Raw genomic sequence first — 24,930 nt, forward strand, 5'->3', positions numbered from 1 at the left:
CGAGAGCACCGGCCCGGCCCCCGCCGTCTCCTGACGCTTCCGCGGGCCGGCTCCGCGGAAGCGTCAGGAGACGGCGGGGGCCGGGCCGGTGCTCTCGCGGACGATGAGGCGGGTGGGCACGAGCGAGACGCCGGTGCGCTCGCCCGACTCGAGCTCGCGCAGGAGGATGTCGACCGAGCGGCGGCCCGTGTCGCCGAAGAACTGGCGCACCGTCGTGAGAGGCGGCCAGAAGCTCGCCGACTCCTGCATGTCGTCGAAGCCCGCGACGCTCACCTCGCCGGGCACGGCGCGTCCGGCCTCGTGCAGGGCGCGCAGCACGCCGAGCGCCATCTGGTCGTTGGCGGCGAAGATCGCGGTGACCTCCGGATCGGCGGCGAGCCGCTTGCCGAGGCGGTAGCCGGAGTCGGTGGACCAGTCGCCGACCAGCACCTCCGGCACCGGGGCGCCGCGCTCGATCAGGGTCGACTCCCACGCCTCGTGGCGGCGCTCGGCGGAGTAGGAGCGGTCGGGGCCGGCGATGTGGTGCACGGTGCGGTGTCCGAGTCCGAGCAGGTGCTCGACGGCCTGGCGGGCGCCCGACATCTGGTCGGTGTCGACCACCGGGTACTTCTCGCCGCCGGCGGAGTCGACGACCACCACGGGCAGGTCCGGCGGGAGGACGATGTCGGCCTCGTCGAGCAGGTGCGCCTCGACGATGATGATGACGCCGTCGACCGCCTCCTCGCTCAGCCGGTGGAACGCGACCGACACCTCGCCCTGGGTGGGGTGGGAGACGGGGATGAGGGTGATCGAGTAGCCCGCATCCGCGGCCGCGATCGCGATGGCGTCGAGGGTGCGCATGTTGCCGAACGAGGACAGCGTGAACATGATCACGCCGATGCTGTGGAAGCGGCCCGTCCGCAGGGCCCGCGCCGCGCTGTTGGGCCTGTAGCCGAGGGCCCGCATCGCCTCGAGGACCCGCTCGCGCGTCTCGCCGTCGACGTTCTGCTTGCCGTTCGACACCCGCGAGACCGTCTGGCCGGAGACGTTCGCGCGCCGGGCCACGTCGGCCATCGAGACGCCGCGTCGCGGCCGGGTGGACGGGGACGGGCGGTCGGTCTCGAGTGACATGGGCTTCCCTTTATAGCGCGCCGCCCGTCAGCCGTGGTGCATCGTGCGCCGAACCGTGACGCAGGAACAGTCGCGGGTGGCGACGTGGACATGCTACGGTGACGCTCTGCCATGTTGACGTGAACATGCCGGGCCCGCACTACTCCCCGAACGGAATCCCATGACGACGACGTCTCCCCCCGTCCCGCTGAGCGAGGTCGCCCCTCCGGCGCCCCCCCTCGCGGCCCCGAAGTCGCGGGCGAAGAGCGAGTGGAAGGGCCTGGCGTTCGTCGCCCCCTTCCTCGTCGTCTTCCTCCTGGTCTTCATCGCCCCGGTCGTCTACTCGATCTACCTCAGCCTCTTCCGCGAGCAGCTGGTGGGCGGCAACTCCTTCGTCGGCTTCGCGAACTACGCCGCGATCTTCACCGACCCGAACTTCTGGGAGGGCTTCGGCCGCGTCCTGCTGTTCCTCGTCGTGCAGGTCCCCGTGATGCTCGTGCTGGCCCTTGTCGCGGCGCTCGCGATCGACAGCGGCCGCCTCCACGGCACCGGCTTCTTCCGCATCGTGGTCTTCCTCCCCTACGCCGTCCCCGCGGTCGTCGCGGTGCTGATGTGGGGCTTCATCTACGGCGACAACTTCGGCCTGGCCGCGAACGTCAACGACCTGCTCGGCTCCGACGTCGTCCAGCCCTTCTCGCGCGACTGGATCCTCGCCTCGATCGGCAACATCGTCACGTGGGAGTTCGTGGGCTACAACATGCTCATCTTCTACTCCGCGCTGAAGACGATCCCCGGCGAGCTCTACGAGGCGGCCGAGATCGACGGCGCCGGCCCGATGCGCGTCATCCGCTCGATCAAGCTGCCCGCCCTGCGCGGCGCGATCGTCATCGCCACGATCTTCTCGATCATCGGCAGCTTCCAGCTGTTCAACGAGCCGAACATCCTCCGGACGCTGGCGCCGAACATCATCACCACCTACTTCACCCCGAACATGTACGCCTACAACCTGTCCTTCGCCGGTCAGCAGTACAACGCGTCGGCCACGGTCGCCATCGTCATGGGCGTGATCACCGCGGTGATCGCCTACGTCGTGCAGCTCCGCGGCGCGCGGAAGGAGAACTGATGGCCCTCGCGACCGCTCCCCGGACGCCCGCCCGCGCCCCGAAGCGCCCGGCCGCCCGCCGCGGCTCCTCGGTGCAGCCCAAGAAGTCGATCGCCTTCACCCTGCTGATGTCGGTCTTCATCCTCTACAGCCTCGTGCCGCTGGCCTGGCTGGTCATCAACGCGACGAAGACGCAGGCCGGCCTGCTCTCGAGCTTCGGCCTCTGGTTCGACGGCGACTTCGTCTTCTTCCAGAACATCGCCGACACCCTCAGCTACCGCGACGGGATCTTCCTCCGCTGGCTCGGCAACACCCTGCTCTACGTCGTCGTCGGCGCCGGAGGAGCGACGCTCCTGGCCACGCTCGCCGGCTACGGCCTCGCGAAGTTCCGCTTCACGGGCCGCAAGGCGGTCTTCGCCGTGGTGCTCGGAGCGATCGCGGTGCCCGGCACGGCCCTCGCCGTCCCGACGTTCCTCATGTTCAGCCAGCTCGGCCTGACCAACACCCCGTGGGCGATCATCATCCCCTCGCTGATCAGCCCGTTCGGCCTGTACCTGGTGTGGGTCTACGCGGTGGAGTCGGTGCCCACCGAGCTGCTCGAAGCGGCGCGGATGGACGGGGCGGGCGAGTTCCGCACCTTCTTCACCATCTCCATCCGCCTCCTCGCCCCCGGCATCGTGACCGTGCTGCTGTTCTCGGTCGTCGCGACCTGGAACAACTACTTCCTCCCGCTGATCATGCTGAGCGACCCCACCTGGTACCCGCTCACCGTCGGCCTCAACCAGTGGAACGCGCAGGCCACCGGCGTCAGCGCGCAGCCGATCTACAACCTCGTGATCACGGGCTCGCTCCTCACGATCATCCCCATCGTCGTCGCCTTCCTCGGACTCCAGCGCTTCTGGCAGTCCGGTCTGAGCGCCGGCAGCGTCAAGGGCTGAGCCCTCCCCCTACCCATCCCCCGGCCGGAGCGTCCTGCCCCGTCCACAGCACCCGCAGCACGAAGAAGTGAAGGGAAACACCACCATGAAGATCGCCCGTTCCGCCCTCAGGCGGACCCTGACGGTCGCGGCCGTCGCGGCCCTGGCCGCCGGCTCCCTCGCGGCCTGCTCGTCCACCTCCGGTGGCGGCACGACCACGAGCGCCGGCTCCGCCGCCGACCTCGACTCCGCCCTCGAGGCCGGTGGCAAGATCACGTACTGGAGCTGGACCCCCAGCGCCGAGGCGCAGGTCGCCGCGTTCGAGAAGGCCTACCCCAAGGTCGACGTCGAGCTCGTCAACGCCGGCACCAACAAGGACGAGTACACCAAGCTCGAGAACGCGATCAAGGCCGGCTCGGGCGCCCCCGACGTCGTCCAGATCGAGTACTACGCCATGCCGCAGTTCGCGCTGTCGGACTCGCTCCTCGACCTGTCGCAGTACGGCATGGGCGACCTCGAGGACAAGTACTCCGCCTCCACCTGGGGGAGCGTCAACATCGACGGCAAGCTCGTCGGCCTCCCGCAGGACTCGGGCCCCATGGCGCTGTTCTACAACAAGACCGTCTTCGACCAGTACGGCATCGCCGTCCCTGCCACCTGGGACGAGTACGTGGCCGCGGCCGAGAAGCTGCACACCGCCGACCCGTCGAAGTACATCACCGCCGACACCGGCGACGCCGGCTTCGCGACCAGCATGATCTGGCAGGCGGGCGGCGAGCCGTTCACCACCGACGGCACGGACGTGAAGATCGACCTCGCCGACGAGGGCACCGCCAAGTGGACCGGCGTCTGGAACCAGCTCGTCGAGAAGAAGCTGCTCTCGGACACCCCCGCCTGGGGCGACGAGTGGTACAAGGGCCTCGCCGACGGCTCCATCGCCTCGCTGGTGACCGGCGCCTGGATGCCCGGCGTGCTGGAGTCCAGCGTCCCCGACGCCTCCGGCGACTGGGCCGTCGCGCCGATCCCGACCTACGACGGCACCGCCGTCAGCGCCGAGAACGGCGGTGGCGGCCAGTCCGTCACCAAGCAGAGCGAGAACCCGGCGCTGGCCGCCGCGTTCCTGCGCTGGCTGAACAGCGACCAGGCCTCGGTCGACGTCTTCCTGCAGAGCGGCGGATTCCCGTCGACCACGGCCGACCTCGACAGCTCGGACTTCACCGGTCAGGAGTCGGAGTACTTCGGCGGCCAGAAGATCAACGAGGTGCTGACCCAGGCCTCGAAGGACGTCCGCTCCGGCTGGTCGTACCTGCCCTACCAGGTCTACGCGAACAGCGTCTTCGGCGACACCGTCGGCCAGGCGTACGCCAACGGCACCAGCCTCGACCAGGGCCTCGCCGACTGGCAGAGCAAGCTCGTCCAGTACGGCAACGCGCAGGGCTTCACCGTCTCGGAGTAGCACCACTGCTCGACGCGGGGCCGGCCGGATCGCTCCGGTCGGCCCCGCGTCGTTCTCACGCTCGGACACACCGGGCACCGATCCTGAGGGGGATCCAGATGACCACCGCTCCCGAGAGCCGCTTCGCCATCGGCACCGCCGACTTCGAGCTCGACGGCCGCCCGCACCGCATCCTGTCGGGGGCGCTGCACTACTTCCGCATCCACCCGGACCTCTGGGCCGACCGGATCCGCAAGGCCCGCCTGATGGGCCTGAACACCATCGAGACCTACGTCGCCTGGAACGCGCACGAGCCGCGCCGCGGCGAGTGGCGCGAGGACGCCGGGCTCGACCTGGGCCGCTTCCTCGACCTGATCGCCGCCGAGGGCATGCACGCGATCGTGCGCCCCGGCCCCTACATCTGCGCGGAGTGGGACAACGGCGCCCTCCCGGCCTGGCTCTTCCGCGACCCCGAGGTGGGCGTGCGCCGCTCGGAGCCGAACTACCTCGCCGCGGTCAGCGACTACCTGCGCCGCGTGTACTCGATCGTGGCCCCGCGCCAGATCGACGCCGGCGGGCCCGTGGTCCTCGTGCAGATCGAGAACGAGTACGGCGCGTACGGCTCCGACAAGGAGTACCTGGCCGAGCTCGTGCGGGTGACCCGCGACTCCGGCATCACAGTGCCGATGACCACCATCGACCAGCCCACTCCGCAGATGCTCGCCGACGGCAGCCTGCCGGGCCTGCACCTCACCGGCTCGTTCGGCTCGCGGACCACGGAGCGCCTCGCGACGCTGCGCGAGTTCCAGCCCACCGGGCCGCTGATGTGCATGGAGTTCTGGTGCGGCTGGTTCGACGACTGGGGCACCCAGCACCACACGACGGACGCCGACGCCTCCGCGCAGGAGCTCGACACCCTGCTCGCGGCCGGCGGCTCGGTCAACATCTACATGTTCCACGGCGGCACCAACTTCGGCCTGACCAGCGGGGCGAACGACAAGGGCCGCTACGCCGCGATCACGACGAGCTACGACTACGACGCCCCGCTCGACGAGGGCGGCGACCCGACCGCGAAGTTCTGGGCGTTCCGCGACGTCATCGCGCGCTACGCGCCGGTGCCGGAGGAGGTGCCCGCGGTGCGCCCGCCGGCCCCCGCCCTGACCGCTCCGCTCGTCCCCGGCCCGGCGCTGCTCGGCCTCGGCCAGGCGTTCGGACCGGCCGCGCACCTCGACGCGATGGCCAGCTTCGACGACCTCGGCCACGACGACGGCTTCGTGCTCTTCACGACGACGCTCGACGGCTCCTCCGCTCCGGTCCGCCTCGTGGTGGGCGAGGAGGTGCGCGACCGCGCCTGGGTGCTGCTGGACGGCGTGCCGGTGGGCGTGCTGGCGCGCGACCACCACGAGCGGGCGCTGACTCTGCCGAGCGGACGCGGCGAGCTCGCGATCCTGGTCGAGAACCAGGGCCGGGTGAACTACGGCACGCGCATCGGCGAGCACAAGGGCCTGATCGGAGGCGTGACGCTCGACGGCGCCCCGCTGACCGGCTGGGCGGCGCGTGCCCTCGCGCTGGAGTGCCTCCCCGACCTGGCCGTCGCAGCGCCGGCGTTCTCGGCCGGGCCGCAGCTCGCCTCCGGCTCGTTCGACCTCGACGAGCAGGCCGACCTGTACGTGGACACGCTGCACTGGGGCAAGGGCCTGGTCTGGGTGAACGGCTTCCTCCTCGGGCGCTACTGGCGTCGCGGACCGCAGCGGACGCTGATCGTCCCCTCGCCGGTCACCCGCGCCGGCCGCAACCGCGTCGTGGTGCTGGAGCTGGAGGGCATCGCCGAGCCGGAGATCCGCCTGCTCGCGGGAGCCGAGCTCGGGCACACCGAGATCTGAGCTGCGGAGCGGAGGCGGCGGGAGCGGCCGTCGGAGGCGTGGGCTCGGAGTTCCGGGCTCCGTTGTGCGAGTGGGGCCGGGCCGACTCCGATCCGCACGCGCTGCCGGACCGCCTCCGGTCTGCGGGTGCCACCGGGCCGCCTCCGTCCTGCGGGCGGCGCCGGGCCGCCTCCGGGACGCGGGGCTCTGCTAGCCTCAGGCGCCCCGGTGCGGCGCCGGCGGGCGAAGGGGGAGACATGATGTCCAAGACACTGCTGCGCACGACTCTGATCGGAGGCGCGCTGCTGCTCGTCCTCTCGGGCTGCGCGGGGACCGCGACGAGCGGATCGACGCTCCGCCCGTTCACTCCGACGCTCCCCTCGTCGTCGGCCGCCCCGTCCGCCACCGCGACGGCCGCCGCCCCGACCGCCGACACCGCTCAGAAGACCGGCGAGCAGGTGGCCGCCGTGCTGACCGGCGTGCAGTTCGTGCCCGGCGAGTACGCGAGCATCCAGGAGATGCTCGACTCGATCTACCCCGGCCTCACCGCGACCGACGCGAGCTGCCTCTCGCCGTTCGGCCTGGGCTGGGACACCGCGCAGCCCGCCGCCGGACTCTCGTACGGCACCAGCGCCGACCGCTCCATGACCGCCGTCGTGTCGAGCACCGGCACCGCCGACGCGGCCGCCTCGCTCCTCGCGAGCGCCACCGACGCGACCACGCGCTGCGCCTCCGGCTCGACGCTCTTCGCCATGCAGGGCGTGCCGGTCGAGACGACCGTCGAGCGCACCGAGCAGACGCTGACCGGCGCCGACGAGACGCTCGGCTGGAAGGTGTCCGGAGCCGTGGGCGGCAAGCCGTTCTCGCTCGTGGGCATCACCGCGCGCGTCGGCGGCGACGCGGTCGCGCTCGTGGGCTGGGACCCGACGACGAACACCTCGTACGTCCCGCGCGCGACGCAGCTCGTGGTCGACGGGCTGTAGGGCGCTGGGCGCTGGGCGCTCTGGCTCTGAGCTCTGAGCTCTGAGTCCTGCGCTCGGCCGTCCTCCCCTCCGCGAGAGTCCAGGGGTCGTCGCACTCGACGCTGAGTGCGACAACTCTTGAACAGTGGGCGGACGATCGGGCCGAGCGCCTGAGCTCAGAGCTCTGGTCGCTGCGCGTTGGGCTTCGGGCTTCGGGCTCGCTCCTCCGCGAGAGTCCAGGAGTTGTCGCACTCGACGCTGAGTGCGACAACTCTTGAACAGTGGGCGCGGATCGAGCGCCGGCGCGGAGCGAGCACCGGGCGCCGGGCACCTCCCGAGCTTGGGGCACCCCGCACACGGCGCTGGAGCGCGCCTCAGGCCAGCCAGGAGAGGGTGCCGCCGTGGGCGGCCGCGCTCGCGAGTGGAACGCCGTCGGCGGCGAGCAGGAATGGGGTCGGCTCGGGAGCCGTGCGGTCCCCGCGCGCGGCGACGAGGTGCGGGAGCAGCGCCTCCGCCTCGAGCGTCACCAGGCTCGCGCCGCGATCGGCGACCGTCGCCAGGACGCTCTCGCGCGCGGCCCACGGAAGGTAGACCAGGGTCCCGAGCGAGACGACGACCGTCCGCAGACCCGGCGGCACCGCGTCGAGCAGGGCGGGCAGCTCGGCGGCCGCATCGCCCGCGACGATCGTCGGCGGGTCGTCCTGCAGAGTCTCCACGGCCGAGCGGAGCCGCGCGGTCCGCTCCGGGCGGTCGGGCGGGAGCAGCGCTTCCAGCCAGGCGACGTCCTCGGGCGAGCGGACGTCGAGCGGCGCCAGGTCGAGCCCCCGGCGCCACGCGACGACCGGCAGCCGTGCCGGCGCCGCGCCTCCGCTCACCGCGCACCGCAGCAGAGGCGCGCCCGACCCGAGCCGCGTCTCGCCGTCGCTCGCCGTGAAGGCGTAGGAGTACCGCTCCGGCGCCAGGCAGAGCCCCGCGGAGGCGCCGATCTCGACGAGCGCCACCGGCTCGCCGGGCTCCGTGATCCGCTCCAGCGCTGCGACCAGGGGCGCGCACCGCAGCGCCTCGTTGGTCTGCGTCCTCCGCTCGGCGGCGACCGGCGCCACCCGCGCCCACTCGCTCCGGAGCCACGCGGCGAATCCGGCGCCGTCGACGTCGGGCACGCCGAGCAGCCGCGCGACCGAGAAGAGGAGGGACGGCTGCCGGTGCTGCGCGGGCAGCTCGTCGATCAGGGCGAGGAGGCGCGCGTCGTCAGCGACGGCGAGCGCCCACTCGACCTGCCGCTCGGAGGTCTGCGCGAGCTCGACGGCGGCGCGGCGGAAGCGGTCGGCGGAGGAGGGCATGCCTCCATCCTGAGGGAGCGGCGCCACGGTTCCTGCAGGCGGGCGGAGGACCTGCGCGCCGGGCGACGGCCCCGCCCCCGCGGATGTCGGTGGTCGCCGGTAGAACGGACTCATGTCCGACACCGCTCCGAGCTCCGCGTCCGCGCAGGTCCGCGAGCGGCGCCTGCTCGACATCCGGCGGATCTACGCCGAGCCGGCCGCGCTCGAGCTGCCCCGCGGGCAGGAGGTCGTGGCGCGCTGGCCGGGCGCCGAGATCGTGCCCGTCGAGTCGCACTGGCTGATCCCGGAGGTGCACGGCGACGAGGCGAACGTCGCGCGCTGGGTGCGCATCAAGACGGAGGCGCTCGTGCTCGGGGTGAAGAAGTCGCTCGTCACGCGCCCGAACGGCCGCTCGGCCGACTTCATCGCCCCCTCCACCGCCAACGGCTGCGCCATGGCGTGCGTGTACTGCTACGTGCCACGGAGGAAGGGCTACAGCAACCCGATCACGCTCTTCACGAACATCGAGCAGATCCAGCGCCACCTCGCCCGGCACATCGGCAAGCAGGGCCCCAAGGCCGAGGCGAACCAGTGCGACCCGGAGGCCTGGGTCTACGACATCGGCGAGAACAGCGACTGCTCCGTCGACGCGCTGCTGAGCGAGAACGTCCGCGACCTCTGCGAGCTGTTCCGGATGTCGCCCACCGCCAAGGCGTCCTTCGCGACCAAGTACGTCAACCGCGAGCTCCTCGAGTGGGACCCGCTCGGGCGCACGCGCATCCGGTTCTCGCTGATGCCCGCCGAGACGGCGAAGGTCACCGACATCCGCACCTCGCCGATGGCCGAGCGGATCGCGGCGATCAACGACTTCGTCGACGCCGGCTACGAGGTGCACGTCAACTTCTCGCCCGTGATCCTCACCGAGACCTGGCAGCAGGACTGGACCGAGCTCTTCGACCAGCTGGACGCCGCCCTCCACCCGCGGGCGAAGGCGCAGCTCGCGGCCGAGGTGATCCTCCTCACCCACAACGAGGGCCTGCACGAGGTGAACCTCGGCTGGCACCCCACGGCGGAGTCGCTGCTCTGGCAGCCGGGGCGCCAGGAGCAGAAGGTCTCCGAGAACGGCGCCGTCAACATCCGCTACCGACGCGACCTCAAGCGCGCCGCCCTCGACCGCTTCCGCGCCCTCCTCGCCGAGCGCCTCCCCTACTGCCGCGTTCGCTACGCCTTCTGAGCGGCGGCGCGACGATTCGCGCAGGAGCGCACCCTCCTCCTCCCGCACACGCCGAGACACCGCCGCGGAGACGGCGTCTCGCGCACGAGCGCGGCGTCTCGACGGAGCCGCACGCCCTGTCCAGTGAGCGCACCGTCACGCCTCCTCCCGCTCCACACGCCCCGCCGAGACACCGCCGGCCCGCCCGACACACCGCCGTCGAGACGGCGTCTCGCGCACGAGCGCGCCGTCTCGACGCAGCCGCACCGCCCACCGGCGGCACCCCGCAACTGAGCCCCGGAGTCGCCCGGCTGGGGGTCCGCCCGGCGGCCGGGGCCACTGCTTCGCATTCCGGATAGCGGCACGTGCGCTCCGAACGAGGGGCGTACTTTCGGAGAACAGCCGGAGGGACGGCCCGACCGCCCGACTCCACGGGCCTGCAGAGCAGGCGTCAGCGGGGATCGACGGCTCGGCGCGACGGCATCCGGGCTCGACATCCCGGAGCCCGGCACCCCCGGATCGACACTCCGGACACTCGACTCGGCGGCACAGCACACCCCGGGTCCTGCTCCCCACGAACACCCCCACCATCTCGCACTCCCCCTCCCGGCGGCACTCGCCGGGGCACCCCACCGTCGCGGCCTGCACCCGCGACACAGCACAGAACGGCGGCACGCACCATGGGCGCTCTCCTCTACGGCACTCCCCCCACCTCGCACGAGATCGACGACCGCGCGCTCGCGCACCTCCAGATCGTCATGATCAACAAGTTCCGTCGCGACGAGGCGTTCGCCTTCCAGCTCGACGCCTCGAGCGCGCACGGCACCGGACGCCAGACACTGTGGCTGCACCCGACCATCCCCCTCCAGTTCTCGTTCCACGGAAGCCGCATGCCGGCGATCAACGCCACCTGGGTGCGCGCACTGATGGAGGAGGCCAACAGCGGCCGGGGCCTGCGGATCGTCACCGAGCCGGCGCAGCAGCCCGAGTCCTCCGGGCTCACGCACGCTGCCTGAGCGCGCCGTGTCCAGGCGCGACGACGACGAGCCGATGGAGGTCACCGACTTCGTCGAACTCGCCGGTGCAGTGCACGACGACGCAGGCTTCGAGTGCTCCTCCACTGTCGACGGCGTGACGGGCGCGCTCTGCGTGCTGCCCGACTCCCTGGTGCTGCGGAGCGCCGGCACCGGAGACTCGACCCGCGTCGGCACCCGCGACATCCGCTCCTGGCGGGCCACTCCGGCCGGCGCCACCTTCTCGCTCGCCGTGGAAGCCGGAGCGCGGCACACCGTGGTGCTGCTCACGCAGTTCCAGGCGGCGACCGTCCAGGCCATGACCCGCGCCGCCGGACCCGCGACTGGTTTATCCGCTTAACGAATTCCCCGTTCGGGGCACGCGGTGAGGAGCGCTCCTCGTGCGACCCTGATCGGGATGAACGAGAAGGACGAGGTCATGCGCTCCGACATCGGCGGGCGTGACATCGAGCAGGCGCGGGCCCTCTTCGAGCAGTCGTACAACGGGCACCGCTTCGTCGTCGAGCCCGGCGAGGACTTCTCGTACCGCTACACCTCCGTCGGCGACGGCGACGTGACGCTCCGCGGCAGCCAGTTCGCCGGCTCCGTGCAGGGCTCGATCCAGACCGAGGGCGAGTACGTCGTCTCGTGGCTGACCGCCGGCGCGGGCGTCACCGATCTCGACGGCGACGCGGTGACCCTCGGATTCGGGCAGCCGGCGATCTTCGTCAACGACCGCCCCAGCCGGTTCGAGTTCCACGACTACCGCCAGAACCTCATCCACTTCGACGGCGCGTACCTCGAGGGCATCGCGGAGGAGGTCGAGGGCACCCGCGGCCCCCTCCTCTTCGACACCACCTCACGGCCCGAGGGCGCGGCGCTGCGGCGCTGGTCGGCGACCGTCGCGACGGTCGCCCGGGTGATCTACGACGCCGACAGCTCGCCGCTGCTGCGCCGCGAGGCCGACCGCGCGGTCGCCGTCGCCCTGCTCGAGACCTTCCCGCACTCGACGCTGGACACTCCCGGCGACCTCGGAGTACCCCGCTCGGGGCGCCTCCGCCAGGCGATCGAGTACATGTACGAGCACGCCCACGAGCCGCTCCGGACCGAGCAGATCGCCGACGCGGCGGGCATCGGCCTGCGGACGCTGCAGACCGAGTTCCGGCGCGAGTTCGGCTTCACCGCGGTCGACTACCTGCGGCGGATCCGGCTGGACGGCGTGCAGAAGGAGCTGCGGGCGGGCGAGTCCGGAGTCGTCAGCGTCAGCGAGGTCGCACGGCGCTGGGGCTTCGCGCACCTCGGCCGGTTCTCGGCCTCGTACGCCCACCGCTTCGGCGAGCGCCCCAGCACCACGCTCGACACCTGAGGCGTCAGAGGTAGTCGGTCCCGCCGTCGTCCTCGCTGTCGTCGCCCTCGCCGCGCGGCTGCACGGTCGGCCGCGCGGGCTGGAGCCGTCGGGTCTTCTCGCGCATCGACTCCACCGCCTCCGGGTCGTCGAGGTCGACGCCGCGGTCGAGCGCCGGGCTGGTGAAGAGCTGGCTGGCCGGTCCGACCAGGAGACGGGTCTCGCCTCGCAGCCCCTCGTCCGAGAGCGACGGCACCACGACCAGGTCCGACTTCCCCACGTTCGCCAGCGCCTGCGCGTACTCGACGACCGCCGAGCACACCTCGTCGCCCAGCAGCACGAATCCGCTCGCGTAGTACAGCTTCTGCATCTCGCCCTCCCCTGGATCCCGGACCGCCCCTCCGGTCGGCCCGTCCCCCGACGCTAGGACGGCGCCGACCGGCCGCCCCACCCCTTGACGGGGGTGGGGCGGAGGGGTCAGAGTCCGCGCGGAGGGGCCAGAGTCCGCGCGGAACGGGCAGTCGCAGCGCGGTCGCGAGCGCCTCGACGACGCGGGTCGCGCGCACGTCGCCGACCCCCTCCATCCGGTTGGTGAGGAACGCGAAGCCGACTCCCGCGTCCGGGTCGGCGAAGGCGACCTGTCCGCCCGCGCCGTCGTGCCCGAAGCCGCTCGGCGTGAGGCGGCCTACCAGGCGGTCGCGGAGGCGGGGCTCTCGATCCCGGGCGACGTCGCGGTGGTGTCGTTCGACGATGACGAGCTGGCCGCCTACCTCCGCCCCGGGCTGACGACCGTGGCGCTGCCGCACGAGGAGATGGGCCGCCGGGCGGTCGAGCTGCTGCTCAGCGGCGCTCCGGGCGAGCGGGTGCTGGTGCCGATGCCGCTGGTGGAGCGGGCGTCGACGCGGCGGGTCTGACGGGGCGGGGCCCGAGGGGCTGATCGGGGACGGCGAGCGGGCCCGGTGGAGTCGGGCCAGCCGCCTCAGCCGGCCGAGCGGATCCCTCCGGTCGGACCCCAGGCGACTCCGGTGCCGCCCGCGTCGCCCTGGTAGTCGTCGGGCGAGAGGGTCATGCCGCTCGCGACGAAGTCGGCGGTCGCCGCGCAGTCCGTGACGACGACGTCGCCGTCGGAGCGCGCGAGCCCGTAGAGGCAGACGGACTCGTCGGCGAGCTCCGCGGCCGAGAAGGAGTCGAGGCTGAGGGTGGCGAAGTAGTCGACTCCGGCGATGCTGCCCAGGTAGCGCGTCGGCCCCCAGTGGAAGACGCGGAGGCTCGCGAGGGTCGACAGCGGGCGCGTGGCGACGTCGTCGGGGACGGCCCAGGGCTCGGTGAAGACCTCCAGCGACGGGCGAGGGGCCAGCGCGACGGAGGCGGCCGTGCCGAGGGCGGCGAGCCCGAGCACGGCGACGAGGGCGGCGATCACCCCGAGGCGGCGGCGCGGGCGGGGCGTGGCGGAGGTGCGGGAGTCGGCGTCGTCGCCTCCGGTGGTCTCACCTCGCTCGCCCCAGCCGGGCGCCGCGTTCCGGCCGGTCTCGTCACGGCCGACCTCGTCCCGGCCGGTCTCGTCCCAGCCGGTCCGGTCACGGCGCGTCCCGCCCCGGCCGCTCGCCGTCCCGCGGCCGATCCGGCCCTGGGCCGCTGCGGGCCCGACGGACGCGGCCAGTCCCGCGACCGCGGCGTCGAGCGCCTCCTCCCGCTCGCGGAGCTGCGCGCGCAGCAGTGCCAGCTCCTCGAGCGCCGCGGGGTCCGCCTCCGCGCTGAACGCCCGGCGCTCGAGCGCGGCCCGCTGCCTCCGCTCCTCCGGCGACGCGCCGTCGCGGCGCCGCTGCAGGGCGGCCCGGCCCCGACCGCGACCGCCCAGGGCTGCATCGAGCGCCGCCTCCGTCGCGGGATCGAGGTCGTCGAGCAGCCGCGCCGCGCGCGCAGGCGTGACCGCGATGCCGACGGACGCCGGCACGTCAGCCCCGGTCGCGGACGGCGCGCGCCAGCGACTCGAGGCGCTCCCGGTACTCCGGCCACCACTCCTCCGGCACCGGCGGGAGGTTGTCGCCGGGCGTCCGGAGCCCGACCCGCCCGTCGATCAGCTCGCGGACGATGTCGGCGTGGCCGGCGTGCCGGTGCGTCTCCGCGGTGATGTGGACGAGGATCCGGTGCAGCGTCACGTCGCGGTTCGTCCACCAGGGGACCTGCCCGGGAGCGTCGAGCGGGAGGGCCGCGACCGTCGCGTCGGAGTGGGCCCACACGCGGCGGTACAGCGCGACGACGTCGGCCAGGGACTCGTCGGCCGTCGCCCACATGTCCGAGTTCGGCTCCGACTCGTCCTCCATCCACGGCATCGGCTCCGGGAACGGCCGCCCGAACACGGCGCCGAGGTAGCCCGCCTCGGTGCCCGCCACGTGCTTCACCAGGCCGAGGAGGTTCGTGCCCGTCGAGACCAGCGGCCGCCGCACGTCGTACTCGTCGAGCCCGTCGAGCTTCTGCAGCAGGGCGTCGCGCCCCTCCTGCAGGTAGCGGAGGAGGGTCTGCTTCGCGTCGTCGCTCATCCCCCCAGCCTGCCGCGCCCGCCCGAGCCGCGCCAGAGCGGTGCCGGAGCCGCGCCGTGCCCAGACCGCAGGAAGGATCGCCCCGCGGGCACCGGGATCCGCGGATCCACGGCCCGCCGGAGCGATCCTTCCAGCGTTGTCCACGGGGTCAGGCCGGGACGCCCGCTCCCGCCCGCTGGACCCGAGTGCCGACGAGGCGCTGCGAGGAGGCGTCGACAGCGGCGGCCGCGCCGACCAGCTCGAGCGCCGCCTCCGTCTCGCGGGTCGCGCAGTCCGGGCCCACCCACAGCTCGACGCGGCCGGGCTCGACGATCCGCACGCCCTCGCGTCCGGTGAAGGCCAGGCGCGCGGCCGGGACCTCGAAGCGGACCTCCGCCTCCTCGCCGGGCTCGAGCGCGACCCGCGCGTAGCCGAGCAGCTGCGCCACCGGCCGGGTCACGCTCGCGAACACGTCGCGGGCGTACAGCTGCACCAGGTCGGTGCCCGCCCGCTCGCCCGTGTTGCGCACGCGCACGGTCGCCGTGAAGGAGCCGTCCGTCGGGGCGGACTCGTCGACCGCCAGCTCCGTCCGGGCGAAGGCCGTGTACGAGAGGCCGTGGCCGAACGGCCGCACCGGCGTGCTGTCGGCGGAGGTCACGTCCGACGGCCCGCCGAGGATCGGGTGCAGGTACGAGAACGGCTGCGCTCCGGCGGAGCGCGGCAGCGAGACCGGCAGGTGGCCGGAGGGGTCGACCCGTCCCGAGACGACGCCCGCGATCGCGCCGGCGCCCTCCTCCCCCGGGAAGAACGCCTGCAGCACGGCGGCGGGAGCCGACGGCCCGTCGAGCGCCCAGCCCACGGCGTAGGGGCGGCCGGTCAGCAGCACGAGCACGACCGGGGTCCCCGTCGCCACGACGGCCTCGACCAGCTCGCGCTGGCGGCCCGGGAGCTCGAGGCTCTCGACGTCGTTGCCCTCGCCGACCGTGCCGCGGCCGAACAGACCCGCCCGGTCGCCGACGACCACGATCGCCACGTCGGAGTCGGCGGCCGCCCGGACCGCCTCGGCGATCCCGGAGGCGTCGTCCCCCTCGACCGAGCAGCCCTCGGCGAGCAGCAGCTCGGCCGAGCCGAACTCGTCGGCCAGCGCGTCCGCGACCGTCGGGATCTCGAAGCCCAGCGGCACGCCCGGGTGGTGCGCCAGCACGTGGTTGGCGAAGGAGTAGCAGCCCATGAGCGCGGGCGCGCTGTCGGCGTTGGGACCGATCAGCGCGAGGCGGCGCGGCGCGGCGAGCGGCAGGACGCCGTCGTTCGCGAGCAGCACCACCGACTCCTCGGCCAGGCGGCGGGCGATGTCGCGGTGGGCCGGCGAGTCGAGGTCGATCGACTCGGGGGCGTCGTCGAAGCGCGCGTCGAGCAGGCCGAGCCGCTCCTTCTGCGCGAGCACCCGCAGCACGGCCCGGTCGACGAGCGCCTCGTCGGCCTCCCCGGCCCGGATGCGCGCGGCCAGCGGAACGAGGAACGCGTCGCCCGTGGGCAGCTCCACGTCGATCCCCGCGGCGAGCGCCAGCTCGGCCGCCTCGCCCAGGTCGGCGGCGACCGCGTGCATGAGGTGGAGGAACGCGACCGAGAAGTAGTCGGCGACGACCACGCCGTCGAAGCCCCAGCGCTCGCGCAGCACGCCCGTGAGGTAGGCGGGCGTCGCTCCGACCGGGTCCCCGTCGATCTCGGCGTAGGAGTTCATCACCGAGCGGGCGCCCCCGTCGCGGATCGCCATCTCGAACGGCGGCAGCAGCACGTCCGCGATCTCGCGCGGTCCGGCGTGCACCGGCGCGTGGTTGCGGCCGCCGCGGGAGGCGGAGTAGCCGATGAAGTGCTTCAGCGTCGCGTCGACGCCGGTGGACTGCAGCCCCTGCACGTACGCGGTGCCGATCGTGCCGACGACGTACGGGTCCTCGGCGATGCACTCGTCGACCCGGCCCCAGCGGGGGTCGCGGATCACGTCGAGCACGGGCGCCAGACCCTGGTGGATCCCGAGCTCGCGCATCGAGCCGCCGATCACGGCGCCGAGCTCGGCGACGAGCTCCGGGTCGAACGAGGCTCCCCAGGCGAGCGGAGTCGGGAACGTCGCGGCCTGCCACGCGGCGAGCCCGGTCAGGCACTCCTCGTGGACGATCGCCGGGATGCCCAGCCGCGTCTCCTCGACGAGCCGGCGCTGCTCCGCCCACAGCCACTGAGCGCGCTCGAGCGGATCGACGGGGCGCGTGCCGTAGACGCGGGTCAGCTGGCCGATCCCCTCGCGGGTCGCCTCGGCGTACCCGGTCGAGGTGGCCATCTCGCCGGCGAGCGGGGCGACGACCTCGCCGCCCTGGTCGACCCAGTAGCCGACCAGCTGGGAGAGCTTCTCCTCCAGCGTCATCCGGCCCAGCAGCTCGGTGGTGCGGGCGGACGGGGCCTGGGGGTCCTCTGGTGCGTGCGGTGCGGTCACGGTGCGACCCTCTCTGCGGGTGGGGCGACGGGCGCGGACGGGACGGGGGACGCGGCGGACGGGCGGAGCGATCCGCTCATCCCTTCACCGCCCCCGTCAGCCCGCCGACGATGCGGCGCTCGAAGACGCTGAAGAAGATCAGCGCCGGGATCATCGACAGCGACACGAAGGCGAGCACCTTCGCCGTGTCGACCGAGTACTGCGACGAGAACGCCTGGACTCCGAGCGGGAGCGTGAAGGTGGACTCGTTGTTGAGGATGAACAGGGGCAGCAGGTAGCTGTTCCAGCTCGCGATGAACGCGAGGATCCCCGTGGTGATCACGCCGGGCATCGCCAGGCGCACGACCATCCGGAAGAAGAAGCCGATCCGGCTGCAGCCGTCGATGAAGGCCGCCTCCTGGATCTCGTCCGGGATCGCGCGGAGGAACGGCACCAGGATGATGATCGTCGTCGGCAGGCCGAACGCGATCTGCGGCAGCACCACTCCGGCGAGCGAGTTCATCAGGCCGAGGCTCTTGATCACCAGGTAGAGAGGAGTGATCGCCACGGTCATCGGGAACATCAGGCCGGCGGCGAAGAGCGCGTAGAACACGCCGCGTCCGGTGAAGTCGTAGCGGGCCAGGACGTAGCTCGCCATCAGGCCGAGCACGACCACGCCGAGCGTCGTCGCGAGGCCGGCGATGGTGGAGTTGCCGACCTCCTGCCAGAAGACTCCGCCGGTGATCACGTCGAGGTAGTTCTGCACGTTCCACGGCGAGGGCAGGCCCGCCGGGTCGGTGGTGATCTGCGCGTTCGTGCGGAAGCCGCCGAGGATGATGTACGCCACCGGGGCGAGCATCAGCGCGATCACGACGATCGCCACGACGTAGGCGATCGTGGTGCCGCGGCCCAGGGGCTGCCGGCGCCGCTTCACCGCGAGAGGCCGAGGGGTCTCCGGAGTGATCGGCGGGGCCGTCATCGTCGTGCCGGTCATCGCTTGTCTCCCGTCAGTGCGCCCGCCGTGTCGCGCCGGAGCACGAAGCGCTGGTAGAGCAGCGCCACCACGAGCGAGATCAGGAACAGGACCACCGCGACGGCGTTCCCGTACCCGTAGTTGCCGGCATTGCGGCCGTTGGTGACCAGGTAGATCGCCATGGTCGAGGTGCCCGCGGTCGAGGACACGTACTGGCCCCAGATGATGTAGACGAGGTCGAAGAGCTGCAGTGCGCCGATGATCGACAGGAACGCCCAGATCCGCAGGGTCGGCGCGAGCAGGGGCAGGGTGATCCGCCGCTGCACCTGCCAGTAGGAGGCGCCGTCGATGGCCGCGGCCTCGGACAGCTCCTCGGGGATGCCCTGCAGACCCGCGAGGAAGAGGATCACGGCGAAGCCGATGTACTTCCACGTGATGATCAGCATCAGCGTCCAGATCGCGATCGCCGGATCCGAGAGCCAGTCCTGCTTCAGCGCGCCGAGGCCGACCTTCTCGAGCAGGCCGTTGACCGCGCCGCTGGTCTGGAGCATCAGGCTCCAGCCGGTGCCGACGACGACCTCCGAGATCACGTACGGCACGAAGATCAGGACGCGGATGATCGACTGCCCGCGCAGCTTGCGGTTCAGCAGCAGCGCCAGGAGGATCGCGACCGGCCCCTGGAGCACGAGCGAGAGCACCACGATGATGCCGTTGTGCGCGAGGGCGTCGTGGAAGGTGGGGTCCTGCAGGATCGTCAGGTAGTTGCGGAAGCCGACGAAGTCCGTCGGCACTCCGTAGCCCTGCCAGCTGAAGAAGCCGTAGTAGGCCGCCATCACGACAGGGAAGATCACGAAGGCGAGGAAGACGATCAGCGCCGGGCCGACCAGGAGCGCGATCTCGAAGCGCCCCGCCCAGCCCACGCTGCGGCGGCGCCGGCGCACCGGAGGCGTCGAGGTGACGCCTCCGGTGCGCGCGGTCCCGCGGGGCTCATCCACTCCGAGGAGCGGGCTCTCGCGGAGTGCCATGGTGACTAGGCCTTCGCCGCGGCGGCGTTGACGGCCTCGACCAGCTGCTCGGGGTCGCTCTTGCCGGCCAGCAGGTCGACGACTCCGACGTTCAGCGCGTTGCCGACGTTGAGGCCGTAGACGGTGTCGAGCCACTGCGAGACGTACGGGGCCGAGTTGTAGGCCTCGAGGATCTGCTGCAGGTACGGCTCGGTGACCGCCTCCTGCGCCACGGTGTTCACCGGGGGCGCGTTGAAGGCCGCGTAGTACTCCTTCTGCACGTCGGAGGTGGCCAGGTAGTTGAGGAAGTCGACGCACTCGTCGGGAGCGCCCGCGGAGCAGGAGTAGCCGTCGACACCGCCCATGATCGCGCCGGCCTCGCCGTCGCCGCCGTCGATCTCGGGGAACGGGAACCAGCCCAGGTCGGGCAGCGGCTTCTCGTCGGGGGTGAGGGAGGCGATCACGCCGGGGTTCCACGCGCCCATGAGCTCCATCGACGCCTGGTGGTTGGCGAGGAGTCCGGCCGAGCTGCCCGCGCCCTGCTGGGCGGCGGTCGTGAGGAAGCCCTCGTTGAACGGCTCGGTGGCCGAGAAGTCCTGCAGGTCCTCGCCCGCGCGGACCCAGCAGTCGTCCGAGAAGTCCTTGGTGTCGGCCGCCTCGGCCATGGTGTCGGCGCTGCACTCGCGGAGCGCGAAGAAGTAGTACCAGTGCGCGGCGGGCCAGGCGTCCTTCGCGCCGAGCGCGACGGCCTGGGCTCCGCTGCCCTTGATCTTCGTGATCGCCGAGTCGAGCTCGTCGATGGTCTTCGGCGTCTCGGTGACGCCCGCCGCCGTGAAGAGGTCCTGGCTGTAGAACAGGCCGCCCGGGAGGACGGCGACCGGCATCGCCCAGACCTTGTCGTCGAGCGTGTTCGCCGAGAACGAGCCCTCGGGGATCTCGCTGCGCGCCTGGTCCGAGATGCCGTCGGTGAGGTCCTTCAGCTGTCCGCCCGCGACCATGGCGGCGAGCTTGCCGCCTCCGCGCTGGAGGAAGACGTCGGGGGCGTCGCCCGAGTTGAGCGCCGTCTGGAGCTTGCCGTCGAGGTCCTCGTTCTGGATGGCCTGCGACTCGATGGTCACTCCGGGGTTCGCGGCCTCGAAGTCCGCGATCGTCTTGTCCCAGAACTCCTGGCCGGGGCCCGTGGTCGAGTTCTGCCAGAGGGTCATCGCGACGGTGCCGTCGCTCGATCCCGAGTCCTGAGCCGAGCAGCCGGTGAGGGCCGCGACCGTGCCGAGCAGGGCTGCTGTCGCCACTGCGATCTTCCTGAACTTCATCGTCCAACCGTTCTCTTCATCGAGGGCGCCGCCTGGTGCACCGGCGCCGTGGGGGTTCCCGCCTTCGCGGGTGGAGTCAGTGTCCGCAGTGCTTGCGAAAGTGGTCAAACGTTTTCGAAATGGTTTTCGAAGCAGGGGTTACAGTCGGCCACATGACCACCCGACCGACCATCCACGACGTCGCCGCTGCCGCCGGCGTCTCGGTGGCGACGGTGTCCAAGGCCGTGAACGGCCGCTACGGCATCGCCCCCTCCACCGCCACCCGCGTGCTCGAGGTCGTGCGCGAGCTCGGCTACGAGTCGAGCCTCGTCGCGAGCAGCATGCGCTCCCGGCGCACGGGCGTGATCGGCGTGCTCGTCGCGGGGTTCGAGCCGTTCAGCGCCGAGATCCTGAAGGGCGTGGGGTCGGTGCTGGCGGAGTCGAGGTTCGACCTGCTCGCCTACTCCGGCTCCCACGAGGGCGAGCAGGAGGGCTGGGAGCGGCGCTCGCTCAGCCGGCTCAGCGGCACCCTCATCGACGGGGCGATCATGGTCACGCCGAGCGTGGTGAGCGCGCCCTCCGACATCCCGCTCGTCGCTGTGGATCCGCACACCGGCCGCGCCGACCTGCCGACCGTCGAGTCCGACAACTTCGGCGGCGCCCTGCTCGCCACCCGCCACCTCGTCGCCCTCGGGCACCGCCGCATCGGCTTCGTCGCGGGCCGCGGCGACCTGCGCTCGGCGCGGCTGCGCGAGGCCGGATACCGGGCGGCGCTGGCGGAGGCCGGCCTCGCCTTCGACGAGCGCCTGCTGCGGGTGGGCAACTACCACCGCGACACCGCCCGGCGGCCCGCCTCCTCGCTCCTGTCGCTGCCCGACCGGCCGACCGCGGTCTTCGCCGCCAACGACGTCTCTGCGCTGGCGATCATCGAGACCGCCGCGCACCTGGGCCTCGCCGTGCCCCACGACCTGTCGGTGATCGGCTTCGACGACGTGCCCGAGGCCGCGCGCTTCGATCCGCCGCTGACCACCGTCCGCCAGCCGATGCAGACGCTCGGAGCGACCGCCGCCGAGATGCTGATCGCCCTGATGGCCGGGCGCGAGCCGCGCTCGCTGCACGTGCAGCTGCCGACGCAGCTCGTCCGCCGCGCGACGACGGGACCGCCGGCATGAGCGGCGACGGGACCGCCGGCACGGTCGACGAGCTGGAGGACGACGGCCCGACCGCGGTGCACGCCGCCCTCTTCGACGCGCTGGAGCTGGTGGACCTGCCCGCGCTCGAGGCGCTGCTCGACGAGCGCTTCGTGATCGAGCACCCGACCGGCCTCGTGCAGTCGCGGGAGGAGTGGCTCGCCGACATCGACGAGGCGCGCAAGGAGTACCACGAGATCGACCACGTCGAGAGCGCCCTCTCGGGCGGCGCCGCGCACCCGGTGCTCACCTCCCGCACCATCACCGAGGCGACCATCGGCCGTCTGCACGCGACCTGGCGGCTCCAGCTGACGAGCCGCCTCGTCCGCCGCGACGAGGGCTGGGTGATCACGCGGACCGTGGTGACGAGCTGGTGAGGCGGGCGGACCGGCGCGTCCGTGGCCGGCCCCAGGCGCGGCGGGCAGGATCGACACCGTGCTCCTCCAGGTCGTGACCCGCTCCGCCCGCCCGGCCGCCGAGATGTTCGACCGGGCGCGCGACATCGACCTGCACACCGCCTCGCAGGCCGGCGCTCGCGAGCGCGCGGTGTCCGGGACGACCACCGGGCTGATCGGGCTCGGCGAGCACGTGACCTGGAGCGCCCGGCACTTCGGCGTCCTGCTCCGGCTGACCAGCACCGTCACCGTGCTCGACGCCCCGCACTCCTTCGTCGACGAGCAGACCCGCGGGCCCTTCGCGACCTTCCGGCACGAGCACCGCTTCGAGTCCGACGGCTCCGGCTCCGGCTCCGTGATGATCGACCGGCTCGAGTACTCCGCCCCGCTCGGCGTCCTCGGGCGGATCGCGGAGCGGCTGGTGCTCGACCGGCACCTGCGGCGGCTGCTGGAGGAGCGCGGCGCGTTCCTCGCCGGAGGCGACCGGTGAGGCTCCTGATCCGGACCCTGCTGACGCTCGTCGCCGTCGCCGGGGTCCTCTCGCTCGCGACGACCTCGGTCCTGTTCGCCCTGTCCTCCCTCGACACCGGCCGGGACCCCGGCGAGCTGCTCCTCCCGCTGGCCCGAGCGCTTCTGGCGACCGCCGTGACGGCGGCCGTCGGCGGGCTCCCCTACTCCGCGGGACGGGGTCGCGCCCCCTGGCCGGTCCTCTGGATCGCTTGTACGGTCTGCATTCTCGCGATCGCCTGGATCGTGGTCTCGATCGCGGCGTGGACCGACGCGGGCGACGGGACGGACGCCGTCGTCGCGCTGCTGACCGTGGTGCCCGCCGCCTGCTGCTCGATCGCCGCGATGCCGGTGACCGAGCTCGTCCTCCGGGTGGGAACGCGCAGGATCGGCGCCGGTTAGCGGATCCGTCCCTGCCGCTTGACGTTGACGCTGCGTCAACCCGTACCGTCGCTTCCATCACCGCCGGAGTCACCGGCGACGCGGAGACGGAGGGCGCTGTGGAGCAGGAGTGGACCGTGCACGAGGTGGCGCGGCTGGCCGGTACGACCAGCCGGACGCTGCGGCACTACGGGGCCGAGGGGCTGCTGCCGCCGAGCCGGGTGGGCGCGAACGGCTACCGCTACTACGACGCCGCCGCGCTCGTGACGCTGCAGCGGATCCTGCTGCTGCGCGACCTCGGTCTCGGACTGCCCGAGATCGGGCGGATCCTGCGGCGCGACGCGGAGCCGGTGGCCGCTCTCGAGCGGCACCTCGACGTGCTCCAGGAGGAGCGCCGACGGCTCGATCGCCGCATCCGGGCGGTCGCCGGGACGATCACCACGATGAGAGAAGGGAACGGGCCGATGGCCGAGGAGATGTTCGACGGGTTCGACCACGCGGAGCACCGCGAGGAGGTGGAGCGCCGCTGGGGTGCCCCGGCGTACGCCGACGGCGACCGCTGGTGGCGCTCGATGAGCGCGGAGGACCGCGAGCAGTGGCAGCGGCGGCAGGCGGACCTCGCCGACGCCTGGACCGCCGCGGCGGCGAGCGGGGCGGATCCGACCGGGCAGGAGGCGCTCGCGCTGGCCGAGCGGCACCGCGCCTGGCTCGCCGAGGTGCCGGGCACGCCCCGCGACGCGACCGGCGGCCCGAGCGACGAGTACCTGCTCGGGCTCGGCGAGATGTACGTCGACGACGAGCGGTTCTCGGCGCACTACGGCGGAGTCGCCGGCGCCCGGTTCGTCCGCGATGCGCTGCGGGCACTCGTCGGGCGGCGGGGATGACGGGACGCCGGGGCGGGGCTGCGGACCTCGCGGTGCCGTCGACGCTGGAGAACCGCGCGCACCGGGCGCCCGGGTGCCAGGATGGGTCCGTGGGGATGAGCGGAGCACGGATCTCGGTCGCGGTCACGGCGCTGGCGGGCGCGCTGCTGCTCTCCGGCTGCACCGGCGGTGAGCCGACCACCGGGCCGTCGGCACCGGCGGACGCCGCGCCGGCCACGTCGTCGGCGGCGCCCTCCTCCGAGGAGACGTCGCTCAGCGCTTTCGAGCAGCAGCTCCCCCTCTCGGGAGACTTCGTCAGCCAGCAGACCGGGACGACCGGGTCGGTGCGGATCGAGCGCCGGACGGACGGATCGACGTGGGCGGTCCTCACCGGCTTCTCGACCGGCGACGCGTCCGACCTCCGGCTGTCCCTGAAGGAGGGTGCGCTCGAGCAGGACGCCTCCGGCAACTGGGTCGACACCGCCGGATACTCCTTCGAGATCGCCGCGCTGGATCCGGGCCGTCCCGATCAGGAGATCCCGATCCCGGGCGCTGCGACGATGCCGGAGATCCGCACGCTCACCGTGATGGACTACCAGGGTCCCGACTACCCGTCGCTCGGCTCCGTCGCCCTCGCGCCGTAGGCCGCAGCGGAACGGCATGATCGCCTGATGGGACGCATCCGATTCAGCAGTCCGGGCTGGGACGAGGACACCGATCGGGGGCCCGCGCCCGACCCCGACCGTGCCCGGTACTCCCGGGACGACGGGGCGAGGTTCACCGCGATCACGCTCACCTGCCTGTCGGTCCTCCCCGCGATCGTCCTCACGGCCGCGTTCCTCCTCGTGCGGCTCCCTCCGCTCGACCGCGACGACCAGCCCGACTGGACGGCGCCGCGCGCGGAGGTCCTGGCTCCGTGGCTGCTGCTGTTCCTGCTCCCACCGCTGGTCACGGGACTGCTCGCCCGTCTGGTCGGCGGGCGGGACTCCTTCCACGGATTCCTCCCCTCCGCCGCGGTCTGCCTCGTGGTGATGGCGCCGTTCCTCGGGCTCTCGGCCCTGTCGCTCCTCGGCTAGGCGCCGCCT

25 protein-coding genes and 1 pseudogene are annotated in these 24,930 nt (G+C 72.6%); 16 read left to right on the forward strand and 10 right to left on the reverse strand.

Going from position 1 to position 24,930, the window contains the following annotated elements:
- Nucleotides 1–63 precede the first annotated feature (63 nt).
- On the reverse strand, nucleotides 64–1,110 hold the full coding sequence (locus C5C57_RS10570) for a LacI family DNA-binding transcriptional regulator (protein WP_146082414.1): 1,047 nt from the start codon (nucleotides 1,108–1,110) through the stop codon (nucleotides 64–66).
- Nucleotides 1,111–1,270: 160 nt separating this feature from the next.
- Between C5C57_RS10570 and C5C57_RS10575 the strand changes: the two genes are divergently transcribed.
- The 5 genes from C5C57_RS10575 to C5C57_RS10595 all read left to right on the forward strand — a co-directional run bounded on the left by C5C57_RS10575 (nucleotide 1,271) and on the right by C5C57_RS10595 (nucleotide 7,388).
- The gene (locus tag C5C57_RS10575) at nucleotides 1,271–2,212 is read left to right on the forward strand and encodes a carbohydrate ABC transporter permease (protein ID WP_104297615.1); all 942 of its coding nucleotides are present in this window, start codon (nucleotides 1,271–1,273) and stop codon (nucleotides 2,210–2,212) included.
- A gap of 107 nt (nucleotides 2,213–2,319) precedes the next feature.
- Nucleotides 2,320–3,129 carry a carbohydrate ABC transporter permease gene (locus C5C57_RS10580; RefSeq protein ID WP_258062773.1) on the forward strand — a complete coding sequence of 270 codons (810 nt, stop codon included), beginning with the start codon at nucleotides 2,320–2,322 and terminating at the stop codon, nucleotides 3,127–3,129.
- 85 nt (nucleotides 3,130–3,214) lie between these two features.
- The gene (locus C5C57_RS10585) at nucleotides 3,215–4,564 is read left to right on the forward strand and encodes a sugar ABC transporter substrate-binding protein (protein ID WP_104223423.1); all 1,350 of its coding nucleotides are present in this window, start codon (nucleotides 3,215–3,217) and stop codon (nucleotides 4,562–4,564) included.
- Nucleotides 4,565–4,662: 98 nt separating this feature from the next.
- The gene (locus C5C57_RS10590) at nucleotides 4,663–6,426 is read left to right on the forward strand and encodes a beta-galactosidase family protein (protein ID WP_104297616.1); all 1,764 of its coding nucleotides are present in this window, start codon (nucleotides 4,663–4,665) and stop codon (nucleotides 6,424–6,426) included.
- Between the two features lie 236 nt (nucleotides 6,427–6,662).
- Nucleotides 6,663–7,388: a hypothetical protein gene (locus C5C57_RS10595; RefSeq protein ID WP_104297617.1), complete on the forward strand. Its 726-nt coding sequence runs from the start codon at nucleotides 6,663–6,665 to the stop codon at nucleotides 7,386–7,388.
- Nucleotides 7,389–7,741: 353 nt separating this feature from the next.
- Here C5C57_RS10595 and C5C57_RS10600 read toward each other — a convergent pair whose 3' ends face one another.
- Nucleotides 7,742–8,707, reverse strand: a complete 966-nt coding sequence (locus C5C57_RS10600) for a DUF2332 domain-containing protein (protein WP_104319963.1) — start codon at nucleotides 8,705–8,707, stop codon at nucleotides 7,742–7,744.
- 112 nt (nucleotides 8,708–8,819) lie between these two features.
- Between C5C57_RS10600 and C5C57_RS10605 the strand changes: the two genes are divergently transcribed.
- From C5C57_RS10605 to C5C57_RS10620, 4 genes are all read left to right on the forward strand, one after another.
- Entirely contained in the window at nucleotides 8,820–9,920 is a 1,101-nt protein-coding gene (locus C5C57_RS10605; protein WP_104297619.1) for a spore photoproduct lyase family protein, read from the forward strand.
- 659 nt (nucleotides 9,921–10,579) lie between these two features.
- Nucleotides 10,580–10,915: an ATP-dependent DNA ligase gene (locus C5C57_RS10610; RefSeq protein ID WP_104223411.1), complete on the forward strand. Its 336-nt coding sequence runs from the start codon at nucleotides 10,580–10,582 to the stop codon at nucleotides 10,913–10,915.
- Between the two features lie 7 nt (nucleotides 10,916–10,922).
- Nucleotides 10,923–11,273: a hypothetical protein gene (locus C5C57_RS10615; protein ID WP_104223412.1), complete on the forward strand. Its 351-nt coding sequence runs from the start codon at nucleotides 10,923–10,925 to the stop codon at nucleotides 11,271–11,273.
- A 57-nt stretch (nucleotides 11,274–11,330) separates the two neighbouring features.
- Nucleotides 11,331–12,278, forward strand: a complete 948-nt coding sequence (locus C5C57_RS10620; protein ID WP_104297620.1) for an AraC family transcriptional regulator — start codon at nucleotides 11,331–11,333, stop codon at nucleotides 12,276–12,278.
- 4 nt (nucleotides 12,279–12,282) lie between these two features.
- Here the strand turns inward: C5C57_RS10620 and C5C57_RS10625 are convergent, their stop codons facing one another.
- The 8 genes and pseudogenes from C5C57_RS10625 to C5C57_RS10660 all read right to left on the reverse strand — a co-directional run bounded on the left by C5C57_RS10625 (nucleotide 12,283) and on the right by C5C57_RS10660 (nucleotide 20,530).
- The gene (locus tag C5C57_RS10625; protein WP_104223414.1) at nucleotides 12,283–12,627 is read right to left on the reverse strand and encodes a hypothetical protein; all 345 of its coding nucleotides are present in this window, start codon (nucleotides 12,625–12,627) and stop codon (nucleotides 12,283–12,285) included.
- A 226-nt stretch (nucleotides 12,628–12,853) separates the two neighbouring features.
- Nucleotides 12,854–13,063: pseudogene (locus C5C57_RS18655) on the reverse strand (hypothetical protein); the annotation flags it as partial.
- Between the two features lie 173 nt (nucleotides 13,064–13,236).
- Nucleotides 13,237–14,211 carry a hypothetical protein gene (locus C5C57_RS10635; protein WP_104297621.1) on the reverse strand — a complete coding sequence of 325 codons (975 nt, stop codon included), beginning with the start codon at nucleotides 14,209–14,211 and terminating at the stop codon, nucleotides 13,237–13,239.
- A gap of 1 nt (nucleotide 14,212) precedes the next feature.
- Nucleotides 14,213–14,797 (reverse strand): DinB family protein, encoded by a 585-nt coding sequence (locus tag C5C57_RS10640; protein WP_104226349.1) that lies wholly within the window; start codon nucleotides 14,795–14,797, stop codon nucleotides 14,213–14,215.
- A gap of 148 nt (nucleotides 14,798–14,945) precedes the next feature.
- Nucleotides 14,946–17,192 carry a glycoside hydrolase family 3 N-terminal domain-containing protein gene (locus tag C5C57_RS10645; RefSeq protein WP_104248072.1) on the reverse strand — a complete coding sequence of 749 codons (2,247 nt, stop codon included), beginning with the start codon at nucleotides 17,190–17,192 and terminating at the stop codon, nucleotides 14,946–14,948.
- Between the two features lie 145 nt (nucleotides 17,193–17,337).
- On the reverse strand, nucleotides 17,338–18,234 hold the full coding sequence (locus C5C57_RS10650) for a carbohydrate ABC transporter permease (RefSeq protein WP_104224899.1): 897 nt from the start codon (nucleotides 18,232–18,234) through the stop codon (nucleotides 17,338–17,340).
- The gene (locus C5C57_RS10655; RefSeq protein ID WP_104226347.1) at nucleotides 18,231–19,238 is read right to left on the reverse strand and encodes a carbohydrate ABC transporter permease; all 1,008 of its coding nucleotides are present in this window, start codon (nucleotides 19,236–19,238) and stop codon (nucleotides 18,231–18,233) included. The genes C5C57_RS10650 and C5C57_RS10655 overlap by 4 nt, the downstream gene beginning before the upstream one ends.
- Nucleotides 19,239–19,243: 5 nt before the next feature.
- Nucleotides 19,244–20,530 (reverse strand): ABC transporter substrate-binding protein, encoded by a 1,287-nt coding sequence (locus C5C57_RS10660; protein WP_104224901.1) that lies wholly within the window; start codon nucleotides 20,528–20,530, stop codon nucleotides 19,244–19,246.
- Nucleotides 20,531–20,682: 152 nt separating this feature from the next.
- On the opposite strand from C5C57_RS10660, the gene C5C57_RS10665 reads away from it, so the two are divergent.
- From C5C57_RS10665 to C5C57_RS10695, 7 genes are all read left to right on the forward strand, one after another.
- The gene (locus C5C57_RS10665; protein WP_104248073.1) at nucleotides 20,683–21,681 is read left to right on the forward strand and encodes a LacI family DNA-binding transcriptional regulator; all 999 of its coding nucleotides are present in this window, start codon (nucleotides 20,683–20,685) and stop codon (nucleotides 21,679–21,681) included.
- Nucleotides 21,678–22,076, forward strand: coding sequence for a nuclear transport factor 2 family protein (locus C5C57_RS10670; protein ID WP_104248074.1), 399 nt, complete (start codon nucleotides 21,678–21,680; stop codon nucleotides 22,074–22,076). Before C5C57_RS10665 ends, C5C57_RS10670 begins: the two co-directional genes overlap by 4 nt.
- A 58-nt stretch (nucleotides 22,077–22,134) precedes the next feature.
- Nucleotides 22,135–22,584 carry an SRPBCC family protein gene (locus C5C57_RS10675; protein ID WP_308471143.1) on the forward strand — a complete coding sequence of 150 codons (450 nt, stop codon included), beginning with the start codon at nucleotides 22,135–22,137 and terminating at the stop codon, nucleotides 22,582–22,584.
- Nucleotides 22,581–23,003, forward strand: coding sequence for a hypothetical protein (locus tag C5C57_RS10680; protein WP_104248075.1), 423 nt, complete (start codon nucleotides 22,581–22,583; stop codon nucleotides 23,001–23,003). Before C5C57_RS10675 ends, C5C57_RS10680 begins: the two co-directional genes overlap by 4 nt.
- Before the next feature lie 98 nt (nucleotides 23,004–23,101).
- A complete protein-coding gene (locus C5C57_RS10685; RefSeq protein WP_104248076.1) occupies nucleotides 23,102–23,866 on the forward strand; it encodes a MerR family transcriptional regulator in 765 nt (254 codons plus the stop codon).
- A gap of 95 nt (nucleotides 23,867–23,961) precedes the next feature.
- On the forward strand, nucleotides 23,962–24,489 hold the full coding sequence (locus C5C57_RS10690; protein ID WP_104248077.1) for a hypothetical protein: 528 nt from the start codon (nucleotides 23,962–23,964) through the stop codon (nucleotides 24,487–24,489).
- A gap of 27 nt (nucleotides 24,490–24,516) precedes the next feature.
- Complete coding sequence (locus tag C5C57_RS10695) at nucleotides 24,517–24,921, forward strand: hypothetical protein (protein WP_104226342.1); 405 nt, start codon at nucleotides 24,517–24,519, stop codon at nucleotides 24,919–24,921.
- Nucleotides 24,922–24,930 lie beyond the last annotated feature (9 nt).

Origin of the sequence: Rathayibacter sp. AY1C5, from assembly GCF_002931705.1 — a bacterium.
Classification (GTDB): Bacteria; Actinomycetota; Actinomycetes; order Actinomycetales; family Microbacteriaceae; genus Rathayibacter.

Excerpts from the sequence above, each read along its gene's own strand:
- C5C57_RS10670 (WP_104248074.1), top strand. The coding sequence starts at position 21,678 with ATGAGCGGCGACGGGACCGCCGGCACGGTCGACGAGCTGGAGGACGAC.
- C5C57_RS10665 (WP_104248073.1), top strand. The coding sequence starts at position 20,683 with ATGACCACCCGACCGACCATCCACGACGTCGCCGCTGCCGCCGGCGTC.
- C5C57_RS10655 (WP_104226347.1), bottom strand. The coding sequence starts at position 19,238 with ATGGCACTCCGCGAGAGCCCGCTCCTCGGAGTGGATGAGCCCCGCGGG.
- C5C57_RS10575 (WP_104297615.1), top strand. The coding sequence starts at position 1,271 with ATGACGACGACGTCTCCCCCCGTCCCGCTGAGCGAGGTCGCCCCTCCG.
- C5C57_RS10580 (WP_258062773.1), top strand. The coding sequence starts at position 2,320 with ATGTCGGTCTTCATCCTCTACAGCCTCGTGCCGCTGGCCTGGCTGGTC.
- C5C57_RS10640 (WP_104226349.1), bottom strand. The coding sequence starts at position 14,797 with ATGAGCGACGACGCGAAGCAGACCCTCCTCCGCTACCTGCAGGAGGGG.
- C5C57_RS10650 (WP_104224899.1), bottom strand. The coding sequence starts at position 18,234 with ATGACCGGCACGACGATGACGGCCCCGCCGATCACTCCGGAGACCCCT.
- C5C57_RS10645 (WP_104248072.1), bottom strand. The coding sequence starts at position 17,192 with ATGACGCTGGAGGAGAAGCTCTCCCAGCTGGTCGGCTACTGGGTCGAC.
- C5C57_RS10595 (WP_104297617.1), top strand. The coding sequence starts at position 6,663 with ATGATGTCCAAGACACTGCTGCGCACGACTCTGATCGGAGGCGCGCTG.
- C5C57_RS10610 (WP_104223411.1), top strand. The coding sequence starts at position 10,580 with ATGGGCGCTCTCCTCTACGGCACTCCCCCCACCTCGCACGAGATCGAC.
- C5C57_RS10625 (WP_104223414.1), bottom strand. The coding sequence starts at position 12,627 with ATGCAGAAGCTGTACTACGCGAGCGGATTCGTGCTGCTGGGCGACGAG.
- C5C57_RS10690 (WP_104248077.1), top strand. The coding sequence starts at position 23,962 with ATGAGCGGAGCACGGATCTCGGTCGCGGTCACGGCGCTGGCGGGCGCG.
- C5C57_RS10585 (WP_104223423.1), top strand. The coding sequence starts at position 3,215 with ATGAAGATCGCCCGTTCCGCCCTCAGGCGGACCCTGACGGTCGCGGCC.
- C5C57_RS10660 (WP_104224901.1), bottom strand. The coding sequence starts at position 20,530 with ATGAAGTTCAGGAAGATCGCAGTGGCGACAGCAGCCCTGCTCGGCACG.
- C5C57_RS10695 (WP_104226342.1), top strand. The coding sequence starts at position 24,517 with ATGGGACGCATCCGATTCAGCAGTCCGGGCTGGGACGAGGACACCGAT.
- C5C57_RS10600 (WP_104319963.1), bottom strand. The coding sequence starts at position 8,707 with ATGCCCTCCTCCGCCGACCGCTTCCGCCGCGCCGCCGTCGAGCTCGCG.
- C5C57_RS10620 (WP_104297620.1), top strand. The coding sequence starts at position 11,331 with ATGAACGAGAAGGACGAGGTCATGCGCTCCGACATCGGCGGGCGTGAC.
- C5C57_RS10605 (WP_104297619.1), top strand. The coding sequence starts at position 8,820 with ATGTCCGACACCGCTCCGAGCTCCGCGTCCGCGCAGGTCCGCGAGCGG.
- C5C57_RS10590 (WP_104297616.1), top strand. The coding sequence starts at position 4,663 with ATGACCACCGCTCCCGAGAGCCGCTTCGCCATCGGCACCGCCGACTTC.
- C5C57_RS10570 (WP_146082414.1), bottom strand. The coding sequence starts at position 1,110 with ATGTCACTCGAGACCGACCGCCCGTCCCCGTCCACCCGGCCGCGACGC.